Origin of the sequence: Pseudomonas sp. EL_65y_Pfl2_R95 (genome assembly GCF_963971045.1) — a bacterium.
In the GTDB taxonomy this organism is placed as follows: Bacteria; Pseudomonadota; Gammaproteobacteria; order Pseudomonadales; family Pseudomonadaceae; genus Aquipseudomonas.
On sequence record NZ_CAXAOV010000005.1, the window covers coordinates 394,273 to 410,507 of the forward strand.

The window sequence follows — 16,235 nt, forward strand, 5'->3', positions numbered from 1 at the left end:
CAAAGCGTTAGCGGTAAGGCTAAAAATCAGGGAGTCAAGGCAGCGGGTCTAGATCTATAAGTGCGACAGAGCAAGTATTGCGAATGGCAGAAAGCTTTCATGGCACAGGTCTCTTCATTTTTTATTGTCAGCCGGTCACGGGGGACGACTCACTTATGAAGCTCGTGTTACAGATTCTGTGCCAATAATTGTAAAAAACATTAAAACCATTATAAATCAGATATTTACGTAAATTCTGAGTGTATAAACTGGCTTCAAGCACAGGCCAATGAGCGCTTTTTTGCCGAACTCAGCCTTACTGCAGGCGGAATACCGCCAGTGGCCAAAGCCAATGTGCAGCGCGCTAATCAGCCCAGTACGATCTGGTCTTTACCTTGGTTCTTGGCTTTGTACATGGCCTCATCTGCGCGGGCAAAGACACTGTCCAATGCCAAGTCGGCACTATTGATGCTCGTCAGCCCCTGACTCACAGTCACCCCGAACTGCTTATCATCATGGCTGAAGCGCAACTGGTTGATTTCGCGCTGCAGACGCTCGGCAATTTGCTTGGCTAAGGCCGTTTCACAACCCGGAAATAACGCAGCAAACTCCTCCCCACCGATGCGCCCAAACAGATCACCGCGCCGCAACACCGACACGCCACAGGCGGCCATCTTTCGCAGCACTTGATCGCCCACCTGATGCCCGTACTTGTCGTTGATCTGTTTGAAGTTATCGATATCGAGTAACAAGAACGACAAGGGCGTACCAAACTTGCGGGCATGCTCGAACTCTTTCTGGGCACACTCGAAGAAATGCCGGCGATTGCTGCTCTCAGTCAGGACATCAGTGGTCGCCAAGCGTTGTAACTCACCTTCAAGCTGCTTCTTTTCCGTGATGTCTTCGGCGATGCCAACCACAATGGTGGCCTCGCCTTCTTGGCTCAGGCGGCCCATGAAACACTTATCACTGAGCCAACGAAGCTGGCCGTCAGCCCGGATAATGCGGTATTCGCGGGACTCTACAGCACCGGTCTGCAAAACCTTGGCCAAGCTATTGGCGGCGTACTCAACATCGTCGGGATAGATCGAGTTACGCCATTCGCCGTAGTCCGCCATCAGCGATGCAGCCGGGCGCCCAAATATGCGCTCATAGGCCGGGCTGACATAAATGACTTTTTGGGTATTCCAATCAAGTGCCCAGACCACAGCATTGATACTGCCCAATAACGAGCTGATCAGCTGTTCACGCTCACGTAAGCGGGTTACCTCTGAACGGCTGTGCAACAACGCTAGCGTTAACTCTTCAAGCTCTGTTAAGAGGCGGCTCTGCTCATCCATGGGGCTGTTCCTGGCATGGGTTGGTACTAGTAAATGCCTAGATAAGAGGTGAAACATAGTGTTTAGTTCTAAAAAACAGAAAAAGCCCGCCAAGTGGCGGGCTTTTTCGACGAACGTGCTACTTAAATACTAGCAGTAGGCCGCAGCGAGTAGGTTTTTAGCTGCACAGCAAAATCGCGCAGCGACTGTATGCCACTGGCTTCAGCGTCGTGTACCCAATGCTTGATGGCTTCGAGCATCTCGTGCCCATTGGAACTGGTTTTGGCCCAGATCATTTGCAGCGCCAAGCGCTTTTCATAAATGACTTTCAGAGCCTGACTTTGCTCAAGCATGGCATCAATGCGCAGTTGGTGATGATCATTGAGCAAGCTGGTCTCACGCGACAGCAGGCGTTTGGCCCGGTGAAAGCGGTCACGTACCGAAGCATCGGCCTTGGCAAGCTCTTGCTTAACCAACGGCGCAATCACCAACTTGCGGTATTGCGCCATGATCTGAAAGCGATTGTTAAGGATCGCCATCGCGGTGTCCATGTCCAGGCTGTGCTTGCCTTCAACTCGATGGGCAATAGGCGCAACACGTTGCACCTTGGCCAAACGGAAAAAGCTGAATAGCTTGATCCATGCCCAGCCCATGTCGAACTCCCACTTACGTACCGAAAGCTTGGCTGAGTTTGGGTAGGTGTGGTGGTTGTTATGCAGCTCTTCACCACCAATCAAGATCCCCCAAGGAACCAGGTTGGTCGCGGCATCACGGCATTCAAAATTACGGTAGCCCACGGCATGGCCGAGGCCATTGATGACGCCAGCAGCCCACACCGGAATCCACATCATCTGTACAGCCCAAACCGTAATACCGGCGGCACCAAACAGCGCCAGATCGATAACCGCCATAATAGCCACGCCACCCAAACGGAAACGCGTGTACAGATTGCGTTCGATCCAGTCTTCCGGGCAGTTCTTACCGTAGATACGCAGGGTTTCCGGGTTGCTGGCTTCTTCGGCGTACAACTCGGCGCCTGTGCGCAAAACGGTGCTCAGGCCTTTGATTACCGGGCTGTGCGGGTCATCTTTGGTTTCACACTTGGCGTGGTGTTTACGGTGAATAGCCGTCCACTCACGGGTGTTCTGCGCCGTGGTCAGCCACAGCCAAAACCGGAAAAAATGCTTAAGCGCCGGGTGCAGTTCAAGTGCACGGTGCGCGGAGTAACGGTGCAAATACACCGTTACGCTGACGATCGTAATATGCGTCATCAGTAGGGTGACTGCGATCAATTGCCAGACCGACAAGTCGAGAATACCGTTGTACCACATGCGTTAGAGAACCTCTCTGAAGGTAAATACACGGTGTCTTTAGAATTATCACCGAGCAGCATTATGTCTATCTTAAAGCAGAACACCAGACGGACTTTTGCATATGAATGTTACGAGATAGCTCACGGTGACCACGCACGGGGAAAACGGGCCCTAAGCCCCCGGTGTAATGGGCGTATTGGCGATTTTCGCGCACAACCGTTCAACGTCTCAAATAGACGACCGGTTATATTGGATATGCTGTCTAAATCTGCATAAACAAGGTTAACAAGAGGGTTTCGTGCAATTTAAGGGTCGATCTCCCGATAAATTAGCCTCGAGCTAACGGCGGCCTAGCAGCTGCTCGCGCAGAGCGGAGTCACGGGTTTTCGGGTCGAACCAGATGCCGAAAAAAGCCTTGACAAATGCGCTATCCCGCACTTCGTGGTGCAAACGGCCATCCACATAGAACTGACACCCCTCAGCCAAGTTTACCCCAGTAATGCGCTGCCCCTCTTTTATGTCAACAAATGCACGCTGCATCTCACCACGCCATTCCACCAATTGCGCTGGGCTGACCTGATTACCTGATGTACGTCGGATTTCATCGAGGCTGGCGTCGACAAACTGTTCACGACTGATATCACGGTGATAAATCAGTTCGAGGGCAAAGGGTTTCGTGCTATCGAAGGGTTGTTGAGCGCTCCACAGCCGCGCGGTGTAGATGCGCAAACCCCAGATGCGCAAATCGCCTTGGCCAACCAACTCGGTGTCTGGCAGCACAGTGCGCCAACCGGCTGTGGCGCTGAGCGGCACCACGATCAAGCAGCATATGAGCCACAGGTGCACAAGGGTCGAGCGACTCATCAAAAGTGCTCCCGGTGAGATTACAGGCTGCTGCCTTGATCGGACTAAAAAAACAGATGCACCAGCAAACCACAACAGGCGCTGAGGATAATCACCTCTATTACGCCACGTTTGTAGCGTAGCAAGGCCACAACAGCCGCGGCGGCTAGAACCGCCGATGGCCAGTCAAACGTAGCGTTTAAGCCTTGGGGCCAGAATACATGATAGGCAAAAAACAGCGCTAAATTAAGGATCACCCCAACCACTGCGGCGGTAATTGCCGTCAATGGCGCAGTGAATTGCAACTGGTTATGGGTCGACTCAACCAGCGGCCCGCCCGCAAGGATAAACAGGAACGATGGCAAGAAGGTAAACCAACTGACCAAAATGGCCGCCACAGCACCCGCCAGAAATAGCTGTTCCGCGCCGAACACATGCTGCACATAGGCGCCAATGAAACCGACAAAGGCAACCACCATAATCAGCGGTCCCGGCGTGGTTTCGCCCAGCGCCAGACCATCAATCATCTGCGCAGACGTCAGCCAGCCATACTCGGCAATCGCGCCCTGATAGACATAGGGCAACACCGCGTAGGCACCGCCGAATGTCAGCAGCGCCGCCTTGGTGAAAAACCATGCCATTTGCGTTAGCGTGCCGTCCCAGCCAAATGCCGAGATTAAAAGCGCCATCGGCAGCAACCACAGAACCGCACCCATCAAGACTAATTTGATCAGCTTAGTCATTCGAAAGCGCGCATGGGCCGGGGTTGGCGTTTGATCATCGATCAAGGCGCTAAAACCTGTCCTCGGCGTCTTGCTTTCACTGTGCGGGGTGCTAAACCAATGCGGCCAATATCGCCCCGCAAAGTAGCCGGTCACCGCTGCTGCAAGAACAATCAGGGGAAAGGCAAGGTTGAGGGCAAAAATCGCCAAAAAAGCAGCACCGGCAATCAACCAGAGCGCGGGGTTAGTCAGGCTCCGCGAGCCAATCCGATAGGTGGCCTGGATCACAATGGCGGTGACCGCAGGTTTGACCCCGTAAAACACGCCTGCGACTAGCGGCAAGTCGCCAAAGGCAATGTAAAGCCACGACAACAAGATCAAGATAAACAGCGACGGCAGAATAAACAGCAACCCAGCAATGACACCGCCCCAGGTGCGATGCATAAGCCAGCCAATATAGGTCGCGAGTTGCTGTGCCTCTGGCCCCGGCAGCATCATGCAGTAATTCAGCGCGTGCAAAAAACGGCGTTCGGACAACCAACGACGGCGCACCACAAGCTCGTCATACATGATTGAAATTTGCCCCGCCGGGCCGCCGAAACTGATCAATCCCAGCTTCAACCAGAAACGAAACGCCTCGAACAGGCTGACAGCTTGAGGCGCTTGTTGGGTGCAAGGTGTCGAAGGCATATACCCACTGCGGCTTGGCAATCACTGCGGACGGTCAAATCTCCATCACGCAGCGGTTTATGGGCGTTTAGCCCCGGAGTTCGACTCAGTATACCTGCGGCACCAGCATCTCTTGTGGAACCGGTGAGCGCAGATAATCCGTATTGTAGACGCGGGCAGGCAGCACGACCTCCGACTGCTCGGTTTGGCCATACGGAATCTGCGTCAGTAAATGTTGGATACAGTTGAGTCGCGCACGCTTTTTATCGTCAGCTTCAACGATCCACCAAGGCGCTTGCTCCGTGTGTGTGCGGTTGAGCATTTCTTCCTTTGCCCGGGTGTAATCCTCCCAACGACGACGTGACTCCAAATCCATTGGCGACAGCTTCCACTGTTTAAGCGGGTCGTGAATACGCATCAAGAAGCGACGGTATTGCTCGTCATCGGTGATCGAAAACCAATACTTAACCAAGATGATCCCCGAGCGGATCAACATCCGCTCGAACTCCGGCACGCTGCGATAGAACTCTTCGGACTCAGCGTCGCTACAAAAACCCATCACCCGCTCAACGCCTGCGCGGTTGTACCAACTGCGGTCGAACAGCACCATTTCCCCTGCAGCGGGCAGATGCGCCGTATAGCGTTGAAAATACCATTGCGTGCGCTCGCGCTCACTTGGCGCTGGCAAGGCAGCAACCCGGCAAACACGCGGGTTCAGACGCTGAGTAATACGCTTGATCGCCCCGCCCTTGCCGGCCGCATCACGGCCCTCGAATAAGACCACAACTTTGAGTTTTTGCTCGACAACCCATTCCTGCAGCTTGACCAGCTCGGACTGCAGGCGCAACAACTCGCGCAAATACACGCGCCGGTCCATGCCCACAGGTACGTCGTGCCCCAGATCCTTGAGCATGGGATCGAGACGAACATCGTCGAATTCCATCTCAAGTTCTTCATCAAAACTGTCAAGAATATCGGCATGTAAGCGTGACGCTTGCTCGGCGAAATCCAGATTAGCGTTATCAGTCATGACAGATCCTCAGGTTCAGGCCGGGTTAGAAGATATTTCTCAACACGAGGAAGGCAATCGCCGCAAGAACTGCAGCCGCAGGCAAGGTGATCACCCACGCCAGCGCAATTGGCTTCATCAGCCCCCAGTTGGTTTGCCGGTTTACCAGGCCAATGCCCAACACCGCGCCAATCAGAATGTGAGTGCTCGATACCGGCAAGCCCATGACTGAGGCCAGCATCACCACCGCCGCAGCCGCCAGCTCAGCGGAGAAACCCGAGGCCGGGTGCAGGGCTGTAAGGTTGTGGCCCACGGTTTGAATCACTTCTTTACCGATGAACCACAGGCCAGCAATCAAGGCCACGCCAAAGGTAATCATCGCCGCCGGCGGGATAGCCGCTTCGGAACCGATGGCGCCCGTGCGCAGCACCTCCAGAATGGCGACAAAGGGGCCGATGGCGTTGGCAATATCGTTGGAGCCATGGCTGAAGGCGAAACCGCAGGCGGTAAAGACCTGCATCCAGCTGAACATGACGAAGGTCGCCCGGCTCAGCGATTCGGCCTTGAGAGTTTTGGCGAAGATAAATGTGGCCAGCCACACCAGCGCCCCAATCATCACCATGATCAGGTAGCTGTTAAGTGTGCTGAGGCCCAAGTGCATGTTCTTCAAGCCCTTGAACAGCAGCATTGAAGAGATAATCACCGCACCCATAGCAGCAATCATCGGCACCCATGTTTCCAAGGCATTGTGGGTCCGCAACTGTCCGCGTTTATTCTCGATCTTCTGCAAGTCACGGTAGTAATCAGACTCAAGATCTTCTGCTTGAAAATCACGGTCGTTGACCACCTGCATGTCGCGCGCCATGGACTGGGTGTAGGAAATTTTCTGAATCTCAGACAGCCGCTCGAATGCTTCCTTGTGGCGGCGCTTGTGGTCGCGTTTTTCTTCGCGGATCTGAGTTATCTGGCTTTCAGCCTCATCGTTGTATGTGAGGATGTATTTTTTAATCTGCGAATACAGCAGATACGCCACAACGCCGCCCAAGAGCGGTGAGAGCACCCAAGAAATGGCAATTTGGCCAATTTTGTCCCACTGCACCAGCGCCAACGCCGACTCGGTGCCATTCATCAGAATGCCCAAGGCGATCGAACTACCGACAATCGCGCCAATAATGGAATGCGTGGTGGAGACCGGATAGCCCTTTTTGGTTGCATACAACAACCAAAGACCAGCGGCGATCAGCGCTGACATCATGATGTACACGAAGTCCATCGGCGATACCGCCATACCGCCCAAATCCACAATGCCGCCGCGGATGGTCGATGTCACTTCACCACCGGCGATGACCGCACCGCTGACCTCAAATACCGCCGCCACCAGCAAGGCCTGGCGAATCGTCAGCGTGCCGGCACCCACACTGGTGCCAAAGGAGTTAGCGACATCGTTACCGCCGATATTGAAGGCCATGAAGATGCCAAACAGCGTCGCCAGGATGAATAGAAAAGCATAATTACTGTGGGTGTACTCCATCCCCCAGACCATAAAGTACAGGGTGACAGCTATCAGCAAGGCCGCGAATATCAGGCTGATTTTCGAGATCCCACCTGCCGGATTTGCGACAACGCCACTCGATGTTGAGGAGCCAGCCATTTGAATCCCTCCAGACTAAAGCGCCTGTTTCCCCATTATGGGGAGGTCGTTTTGGCTGACAATTTATTCACCTGCCGATGACAGTCTGATGAAGTAAAAATGACCGAACACTGCAGGCGGACGCCCGGTAGCGGCTCCAGGTTGTACGCATCACCATGAAATATCCCAGACCCTGCCAAAAATCGCTGTATATCTATGTATAGAGCGATATAAGCTGAGCCCAGCAGAATGCCGCTTCGGGGCGCCTCAATCGGCGCAAATTTGAGCAAAAAGATTTGTTGACCTAAAAGTCAGCTTTAACCACTATGCACACAACCCTGTCGCACTGCCCTATGAACAGGCCGATTTTCGCCAAGCGCTATATATAAAAATATACACCGCTAGCCACCGCCAAACCTGAAGGAGAAGTCCATGTTCCGCCATCCGCTAAAAGCCCTCTGCGCCCTGCTCGCAATCGGCACACTGAGCACTCAGGTACTCGCCGCAGAGGTTAATGTCGCCGTTGCCGCCAACTTTACCGCGCCGATGAAGGCCATTGCCGCCGCCTTTGAGCAGGACACCGGCAACAAGGTGGTGGCTTCATTCGGCGCGACCGGCCAACTATTCGCACAGATCAACAACGGCGCCCCCTTTGAAGTATTTTTTAGCGCCGATGACACCACCCCAGCCAAGCTTGAACAGGCGGGTAATAGTGTTGCTGGCTCGCGCTTCACCTACGCCACGGGTGCCTTGGTACTGTGGTCGGCCAAGCCCGGGTATGTCGATGATAAAGGCGAAGTGCTTAAGCAAAACAACTACAGCCATCTGTCGATGGCAAACCCCAAAGCCGCGCCATATGGCCGTGCAGCGAGCGAAACCTTAGAAGGGCTGGGCCTGACGGATAGCCTCAAAGGCAAAATTGTTGAGGGCCAGAGCATTACTCAAGCCCTGCAGTTTGTCTCCACAGGCAATGCCGAGTTGGGGTTTGTTGCGCTGTCGCAGGTCTACAAAGATGGCAAAATCACCGGCGGCTCCGCTTGGCTGGTGCCAGAGTCTTACTATCAACCAATCAAACAAGACGCGCTGATCCTTAAGAAAGGTGCGAACAACCCGGCAGCCAAAGCCCTGACTGATTACCTCAAAGGCCCCAAAGCCCAGGCAATCATCAAGTCTTATGGCTACAAAATCTAAAAGCTGAGCGTGCGCAATGCCCCTGAGCAACGATGACTTAAGCGCCATTTGGCTGACCCTTGAACTGGCATCGCTAACCACTGTGATCTTGCTGCTTATTGGCACGCCAATCGCCTGGTGGCTGGCCCGTACCGGCTCATGGTTAAAGCGCCCCATTGGCGCCATCGTTGCGTTGCCGCTGGTATTGCCGCCCACCGTCATCGGCTTTTACCTGCTTATTGTGCTTGGCCCCAATGGTTACATCGGCCAACTGACAGAAAGCCTCGGGCTAGGGATTATGACCTTTAGCTTTACCGGGCTGGTGATCGGCTCGGTGTTCTATTCCCTGCCCTTTGTTGTGCAACCTCTGCAAAACGCGTTCGAGGCAATAGGCAATGCACCACTCGAGGCCGCAGCGACACTGCGGGCAAGTAAGCTCGATACCTTTTTCACTGTGGTCATCCCCTTGGCCCGTCCGGGGTTCGTCACCGCCTCGATTTTGGGTTTTGCCCATACCGTAGGCGAGTTTGGCGTGGTACTGATGATTGGCGGCAATATCCCGGGCAAGACTCAGGTGGTTTCCGTACAGATCTACAACCACGTCGAAATTCTGCAATACACCCAAGCGCACTGGCTGGCGGGCGGCATGCTGTTGTTCTCGTTTGTTGTACTGCTCGCGCTGTACTCGAGTCGCCATGTTAAACAAGGCTGGCAATCATGAGCAGCCATACCCGGCTGGATATGCCAGACGCTCCAGCGCTGGCACCTATCGAGGCACGCTTCAAGCTAGCCCACAGCGGCTTTACCTTGAATGTTGACCTGCAGCTACCCGGAAAAGGCGTGAGCGGTTTGTTTGGCCATTCAGGGTCTGGAAAAACCAGTTGCCTGCGCTGCTTCGCTGGGCTGGAGAAGCCTGAAGAGGGTTACCTCAAGGTCAATGGTGAAGTCTGGCAGGACAGCCACAATGGCATCTTTATCGCCCCGCATAAGCGTGCCATTGGCTATGTGTTTCAAGAGGCCAATTTGTTCCCGCATCTGAGTGTGCTCGACAATCTGCAATATGGCTTGAAGCGCATTACGCGCTCACTACGTCGAGTGCCGTTGCCGCAAGCTGTCGAGCTGCTCGGTATCGATCACTTGCTGCAGCGCATGCCCGACAAGCTTTCAGGTGGCGAGCGCCAACGCGTGGCAATCGCCCGTGCGCTGTTATGTAGCCCTGAACTGCTGCTGATGGATGAACCCTTGGCCGCCCTTGATCCCAAACGCAAATCTGAAGTGCTGCCGTATTTGGAGCGCTTGCATGCAGAACTGCAAATTCCGATTATCTACGTCAGCCATAGTGCAGATGAAATTGGCCGCCTGGCCGATCACTTGGTTGTGCTCGAAGAAGGCCAGGTGCAAGCCACTGGCCCCTTGAAGCAAACACTGATCCGTGACGATTTGCCCTTTATTTTTGAAGCTGACGCCGAGGCGGTGGTTGACGGTCACGTCAGTGATTACGACGATGAATACAAGCTGCTGAGCATTCGCTTGAGTGGCTGCGATAGCGCGCTTAAGCTTCCCCATTCTGTGCTTGGCGTTGGCCAACCCGTGCGGGTCAAGATCAAGGCGCGAGATGTCAGTATCAACCTGCACAAAGCGCATGACAGCAGCATTCTCAACCTGATCCCAGCACAGATCGTCAGCACCATTGCGGTGGCGGATCAAGCCCAGGTGCTGGTGCATGCCGTCGTGGGCGATGAGCAAATCGTCGCGCGGATTACCCGCTATTCATTCGACACCCTGAAGCTATTGCCGCAACAGCAGGTTTGGCTGCAAATTAAATCAGTTTCGCTGCTCAGCACCGGGTAAATGACCAGCGAACGCGCACAGGAAACACCGCCATAGCGCCGGGATATCACCCAGCATCAGAGAACGGTTTGCAATTGACCAACAAGCAGGAATCACTTCGGATACAGCTTGTTTTATTCCTGTGCCTGTAGCACCTTTGCCTACTTACATCGTTTATCTGTGAACCACGTCTCTTTGGCAGGCATTTTCGGTCAACGCCCTGCCTCTATAATTACCTATCAATTGCCATACACAACACATTACAGAGAATACGCAGGGCCTCGTCGCCCGCGTAGCTAAAGGGCACAGCGTATGGCTGTAAAATGGGGATTACGGGGAAAGTCTGCGCTCGCGGTATTGCTTGCGTGTGCAATCGCATTAGTGCCAGCCGTGCTGTTCGGCTGGCGTGCACTTGGCGACATTCGCGGCCATTTCGGCGAAGCCTACGCGCGTAATTTCACCCTCCTCCATCGCCAGCAGATAGCCGCCCCCCTGAGCCGTGAGCTGGCATTGTCAAAGCGCCTGGCTAACTCCCTCGGCACGCGTCAGTGGCTGCAAGATGAAAGCAGCTCGCTGCACAGAACCCGTTTTTTTGATGAGGCGGAAGGGTTTCGTAGCGACTTTCTGGATAAGTCCTACTTCATCATCGCCGATTCATCACTGCATCTTTATCGCAATGATGAAGGCAGCCCCGTCAGTCAGATTCGTCGTTACACCCTCAGCGAAAGTGATCCCAAAGATGCATGGTACTTTGCCCTGCGCGATGACCCCACCGACTACAGCTTAAGTATCGAAGTCGACGAACAAAACAATGCCAGCAAGATCCGCTTCAATGTCCGGGTGCGCAATGCGCAAAATAAGCTTCTCGGCGTCACCGGCAGCGAACTGAGCCTTAAACCCTTTATTGATGAGTTGTTCGCCAGAGCAGAGCCGGGCGTCACGCCGATGTTGTTTAATCACGACGGCATTATTCAGGCACAACCCACGCAAGGTCATGCCATAAACGGCACCGATATATTCGAATACCTGAGCAACCGCGACGACCGGCAATTACTAAGACAAATCATGCTGCAGGCGCAAACCGAGCCAAACCGGGTTAAAACCATGGATGCCATGGTTAACGGCAAGCCACGGTTGTTGGCCCTAGCCTACATCGAGCCGTTGAAGTGGTATGTGATGACTTCGGTTGATCTGCAGGCTGCCAATGTGGTCGATAGCCGCTGGCTGTCGCTGTTGCTGATCAGCTTTGTTGCGCTGCTTGGCGTACTGTTGCTGGGCTTTGCCTATGCCGTTGAAAGCCTGGTGGTAAGGCCAATCAAAGGGCTACGGCGCTCCGCTTTGGCAATTGCTGCTGGCCACTATGAGGAGCCGCTACCCGAGGCGCGTAATGATGAAATTGGCGAGCTGACACAGGCTTTTTCGAGCATGGCCGATCAAGTTCGTCAACATACCCGTCAGTTGGAAGGCAAAGTACAAGAGCGCACCCAAGCACTTGAGCAGGCAAACCGCGAGATGATCGCAGCGCACAAGAAAATTGATGATTCCATCGACTATGCCAGCCTGATTCAGCGAGCAATCCTGCCTGACCGGCAACTCAGCGCAACACTCGGCCAGCAGCAATTTGTACTCTGGCAGCCACGCGATACAGTCGGTGGCGACTTTTATGTCTACCGCGAACATCCTGAAGGTTATTTGCTCGGCGTCTTCGACTGCGCGGGTCACGGGGTGCCGGGCGCATTGATGACCATGCTCGCCCGTGCCGCTATCGACCATGCCATTGGGGTTGCCGGCGCAGATGATCCCGCCGCTATTCTGCGCGAAACCGACCTCGCGCTGCGCGGCATGCTCGGTGACGCGCAGCTCTCGCGGGCACTGGCCACCAACACCGACGCAGGTTTGGTCTGGGTTTGCCCAGGCCACAACAAGCTTCTTTTCGCTGGCGCCAAAATTGGCCTATTTGCAACGGATGGCGAAGCTATACAAGAGTTGCACGGCGGTCGCAGAGCCCTGGGTGACAAGCGTAAAGGCGAATACCAGAACGTCGAGCTGACATTAATGCCCGACTGGACCTACTACATGTGCACCGACGGATTTCTCGACCAAGCGGGCGGCGACCATGGATTCGGCTTTGGCAATAAGCGTTTCACAGCTATGCTGCAAAAGCATGCGAAATTGCCATTAGCTGAGCAGGCCGAGCTTTTTGCGGCAAAACTGGCGGAGTATCAAGGCGAGTTTCCACAACGGGATGACATCACCGTGCTGTCCTTTCGCGTCGATCGGACCCGCCAAACGCAAAATTGAAATACCGGGTAGAAAGGGGTGGGTCAATAAGCGCCCCTTGTGTTCACAAGAACAGACAATAACAAGGGCGCTTATGGAATCGTTAGACCTACTTGCAATGCGGGAAATCTACAATCGCCAGCGGGTGATGCTGTGCTTCAATGGCCCGATATCACGCAGCCTGATCGAAGAAATTGGCAACGCGCTGCGTAACTATATGCAAGCAGAGCAAGCCAAGCCTTCGGCGGCGATGGATGTATTTGCGGTTTACATCGAGATGACGCAAAACATCAGGCATTATGCAACCCAGAAGGGCTTTAGTGACCAGGACGCCTCTGCTACCGTAGCCATTTCGCGCGACGAAGACGGCCGCTATGTAGTATCGGCAGGCAATCTGGTGGCCTTGGAAGATGGTCGAGAGTTAGTCGACTTTGTCGCCCGGTTATCTACGCTAGACAAAGCTCAGCTCAAAGTCGCCTATAAAGAACAACTACGCAAACCGCGTGAAGAAGGTGCCAGCAGTGGCGCTGGCCTTGGGCTGCTGGATATTGCCCGTAAATCTAGCGCACCAATGCGTACCAGCTTGCGAGAGCAAGAAGATGGTAGAGCCTTTTTCAGCCTGAGTGCGGTCATTTAAATAAGGACATTGAGAGTACAACCATGAGCGAACTTAATATCGCTAGCACGCAATCTACACCCGCTATCCAAGGTGATTGGCAAGCGGGCGTGCTGGCAATGCAAGGCGATTCCTATCCTGAGAACTCGTTTGAGCTTTACGATCAAGTCATTCAATGGGTTGAGCGTTTTCTTGAAAAAGAACCGCGCCCACTGGCGCTGCAACTCAAGCTCTTGTACCTCAATACCAGCTCGATAAAAGCCATGATGGACATCTTCGACCTGCTTGAAGATGCGCATAATCAAGGCCGGGAAGTCAGTGTTACCTGGCTTTACGACAGCCGCAACGAGCGGGTTGCAGAACTCGCTGAAGAGTTTCGGGAAGACTGCACATTTGCGTTCACTATCAGCACTTTCGATGAGTAAGATATGAACCGCGAGCGCGACCTGGACACACTGATAGAAGGCTTGCTGGCTGACCCGGCGTATACCGATCATCCACTCAGAGAAGCCCTGCAGCGTCTGCATCAGCAAAATATTGAACACCTAGGTCGCATCGAACGCATTGCGCGAATCTCTGATGGCTATCAATCCCTCGCCCGCGAGCAAAATCTTTCGCTGTCCGAGCGCTATCACAAGCAACTGCGCAAGCTCGAAAAAGTCGCACGCATTTCTGACCGCTATCAACAGATGATGCGTGACCTGAACCTCGCCCTTAAAGAAGCCTCCAACCGCGACCCTCTGACCTCCCTCGCCAACCGGCGGATGTTAATTGAGCGGCTCAAAGAAGAAGTTTCGCGGGCCACCCGCCAAAACAAGACATTTGTCTTGGCAATGGTGGACGTTGACCACTTCAAACAGATCAATGACACCTGGGGACATGACATCGGTGACCGCATGCTCGAAGAGATCGCCCGGGTATTGCAGGCCGAAGTTCGCAGCTACGACCTTTGCGGTCGCTGGGGCGGCGAGGAATTTCTGATTTTACTGCCTGACACCGACCTGAGCGCAGCAGAGCAAGTCATCGAGCGCGTGCGCATCGGTCTACGCTCATTAGCCGTTCGAGTCAGCACTGAATTGCTGAGTGTGTCTGCCAGCTTCGGTGTCGCAGAGCACCGAACAGATGAAAGCTACTCACAAACCCTTAATCGAGCGGATGCAGCACTGCTACAGGCCAAGCGCGATGGCCGCGACCGCTGCATATACGCCACGGACGAGCCAATCAGCAACGCCGAGCCTAAGGCTCTGCCGTAACAGCTCGCGCTGAAGCTGTTAACTACAATGGCTGAAGGATTGACGCCAAATTATCGATGAAATCACTCTTTCGGTTAATTTCATAACGCCATCAGAAAAGTAATCTATACATAGCGTATTGCTACGCAAAGTCTTATCCGCATTGCTCACAACAATAATAAGGAGCACCCCGGAATGCGTTCTAAATCTATGATTAATAATGCGTTTATTTTTCTGATTGGGCTTATGGCGAGCCTTCCTGCCACCACTTTTGCCACGGCGCTCAGCCCGGCAGAACAAGCCCAGGTGTTTGCCTGCCGGGCAACCAGCAGCCTGCTGCTGTTACGCGGCGAAGGCTTCCAGAAAGCCCATCAACAGCGATTGGAAAGTGACCTACAGGCTCTAAATGGCGCAATTCAGGCAATTCCCCAGCCCAGTGAAGGCCTCATCGGCACACGCACTGAACTTGTTACCCAGTTGCGCAACGGTGTTTCGTATGGCCCCAGCGAAGACAACGTGCCATGGCGTTACCCTCAGGAACTGAGCAAAGCGTTGCGCGAATTTCTGCATGAGGCACGGCAAATGCCTCAAGGCAGTGACAATGAACTGCCTGCCGAGGTCGAATACCTGGCAGTGCAGTACCTGAGCCGCTCATACATGGGCACCTTCGAAATTGCCCGCGAGCAGCCCGACACCTACCTTGGCCAAGATGAACGTATCCTGCTGCCAAATATTGATCAGCAGCTTAAAGCGCTAGACTCAGCCGATGACCCAAGCCTGGACAAACTCAGGTCACGCTGGGAATACCTGAAAAGCGCACTCGCCGACATGAATAGCAAGAGCAACACCCTGCAGAGCGTTTCGGGCAGACCCTTCGCACCGATCACCGTCGATAGGCACTCACGCACCCTGACGCAAAACTGGATGGACCGCCAATTGGACAGCACGGCAGTTGCCGTGCAGCAGTAGAGTTAGGCTGTGGCAACGCGAAGCCGTCCAGCCAGACACAGCCAATAACCCGAATATCCATGCCGTATAAGGTGGGTAATAAAAGCGTTAGCCACCGCGTGCTGGGTCAAAAGCACTTAAATCGGTTGATGGCCGCCGCGGTGCCTTACCGGCCCTGCGCGTTCAACGACTTGCTGTTCGACTTCAGTGCGCATGCCGAGCAAGAACGCCGCTTCGGCCACTACAAACAGCGGCCCAATGGCCAAGCCCATGACATCGTCAACGAATGCCGGCTTGCGCCCTTCGAAATAATGCCCGATGAACTGAATCAACCAACCCAGCACGAACAGGCCGACTCCTGAACTCAACCAGAGCGCGGTAGTTTGCTGCGCCAACACCGCGCCAGCCCAGACGCACAGCAGCAAGCCGATGCTCATGGCGAGACCAAAGCGCAGGTCGAGGCGTAAATAAAACAGCGCGGCAACCAGGCTCACCAGAGCGGCACCGGACCACCACAGACCGAGCCATTCGACACCCGGCCGCGACAGCAACACCGCCACGGCCAGCACGATCATAGGGATACCCACAAAGTGGCTGACTATATTGCGCTGATCACGGTGGTAAGCCGCATATTGCGCCAGATGATCGACCAGGGTTTTCATTATTATTCTCCAC

At 54.2% G+C, this 16,235-nt stretch carries 15 protein-coding genes; 8 read left to right on the forward strand and 7 right to left on the reverse strand.

Features of this window, described 5'->3' with window-relative positions:
• Nucleotides 1–347: 347 nt before the first annotated feature.
• From AACY09_RS17540 to AACY09_RS17565, 6 genes are all read right to left on the reverse strand, one after another.
• Nucleotides 348–1,319 (reverse strand): GGDEF domain-containing protein, encoded by a 972-nt coding sequence (locus tag AACY09_RS17540; protein ID WP_339489831.1) that lies wholly within the window; start codon nt 1,317–1,319, stop codon nt 348–350.
• Between the two features lie 122 nt (nt 1,320–1,441).
• Nucleotides 1,442–2,629, reverse strand: coding sequence for a delta-9 fatty acid desaturase DesA (gene desA / locus AACY09_RS17545; RefSeq protein ID WP_339489833.1), 1,188 nt, complete (start codon nt 2,627–2,629; stop codon nt 1,442–1,444).
• 321 nt (nt 2,630–2,950) lie between these two features.
• Entirely contained in the window at nt 2,951–3,475 is a 525-nt protein-coding gene (locus AACY09_RS17550; RefSeq protein ID WP_339489835.1) for a chalcone isomerase family protein, read from the reverse strand.
• Between the two features lie 44 nt (nt 3,476–3,519).
• Complete coding sequence (chrA, locus tag AACY09_RS17555; RefSeq protein ID WP_339489837.1) at nt 3,520–4,866, reverse strand: chromate efflux transporter; 1,347 nt, start codon at nt 4,864–4,866, stop codon at nt 3,520–3,522.
• An 85-nt stretch (nt 4,867–4,951) separates the two neighbouring features.
• Nucleotides 4,952–5,758 carry a polyphosphate kinase 2 gene (gene ppk2 / locus AACY09_RS17560; protein ID WP_445323876.1) on the reverse strand — a complete coding sequence of 269 codons (807 nt, stop codon included), beginning with the start codon at nt 5,756–5,758 and terminating at the stop codon, nt 4,952–4,954.
• Nucleotides 5,759–5,900: 142 nt separating this feature from the next.
• Entirely contained in the window at nt 5,901–7,505 is a 1,605-nt protein-coding gene (locus AACY09_RS17565) for an inorganic phosphate transporter (RefSeq protein WP_339489839.1), read from the reverse strand.
• 411 nt (nt 7,506–7,916) lie between these two features.
• Between AACY09_RS17565 and modA the strand changes: the two genes are divergently transcribed.
• From modA to AACY09_RS17605, 8 genes are all read left to right on the forward strand, one after another.
• A complete protein-coding gene (gene modA, locus AACY09_RS17570) occupies nt 7,917–8,675 on the forward strand; it encodes a molybdate ABC transporter substrate-binding protein (RefSeq protein ID WP_339489841.1) in 759 nt (252 codons plus the stop codon).
• A gap of 16 nt (nt 8,676–8,691) precedes the next feature.
• Nucleotides 8,692–9,375, forward strand: a complete 684-nt coding sequence (gene modB / locus AACY09_RS17575; RefSeq protein ID WP_339489842.1) for a molybdate ABC transporter permease subunit — start codon at nt 8,692–8,694, stop codon at nt 9,373–9,375.
• Nucleotides 9,372–10,505, forward strand: coding sequence for a molybdenum ABC transporter ATP-binding protein (gene modC, locus AACY09_RS17580; protein WP_445323866.1), 1,134 nt, complete (start codon nt 9,372–9,374; stop codon nt 10,503–10,505). The genes modB and modC overlap by 4 nt, the downstream gene beginning before the upstream one ends.
• 291 nt (nt 10,506–10,796) lie before the next feature.
• Complete coding sequence (siaA, locus tag AACY09_RS17585; RefSeq protein ID WP_339489843.1) at nt 10,797–12,785, forward strand: biofilm regulation protein phosphatase SiaA; 1,989 nt, start codon at nt 10,797–10,799, stop codon at nt 12,783–12,785.
• 73 nt (nt 12,786–12,858) lie between these two features.
• Nucleotides 12,859–13,401, forward strand: coding sequence for a biofilm regulation protein kinase SiaB (gene siaB, locus AACY09_RS17590; protein WP_339489845.1), 543 nt, complete (start codon nt 12,859–12,861; stop codon nt 13,399–13,401).
• 23 nt (nt 13,402–13,424) lie between these two features.
• Complete coding sequence (gene siaC, locus AACY09_RS17595; RefSeq protein ID WP_339489847.1) at nt 13,425–13,805, forward strand: biofilm regulation phosphoprotein SiaC; 381 nt, start codon at nt 13,425–13,427, stop codon at nt 13,803–13,805.
• 3 nt (nt 13,806–13,808) lie between these two features.
• Entirely contained in the window at nt 13,809–14,633 is an 825-nt protein-coding gene (gene siaD, locus AACY09_RS17600) for a biofilm regulation diguanylate cyclase SiaD (RefSeq protein WP_339489849.1), read from the forward strand.
• Between the two features lie 174 nt (nt 14,634–14,807).
• Nucleotides 14,808–15,581 carry a hypothetical protein gene (locus tag AACY09_RS17605; RefSeq protein WP_339489850.1) on the forward strand — a complete coding sequence of 258 codons (774 nt, stop codon included), beginning with the start codon at nt 14,808–14,810 and terminating at the stop codon, nt 15,579–15,581.
• A 116-nt stretch (nt 15,582–15,697) separates the two neighbouring features.
• Here AACY09_RS17605 and AACY09_RS17610 read toward each other — a convergent pair whose 3' ends face one another.
• Nucleotides 15,698–16,222, reverse strand: a complete 525-nt coding sequence (locus tag AACY09_RS17610) for an Mpo1 family 2-hydroxy fatty acid dioxygenase (RefSeq protein ID WP_339489851.1) — start codon at nt 16,220–16,222, stop codon at nt 15,698–15,700.
• Nucleotides 16,223–16,235 lie beyond the last annotated feature (13 nt).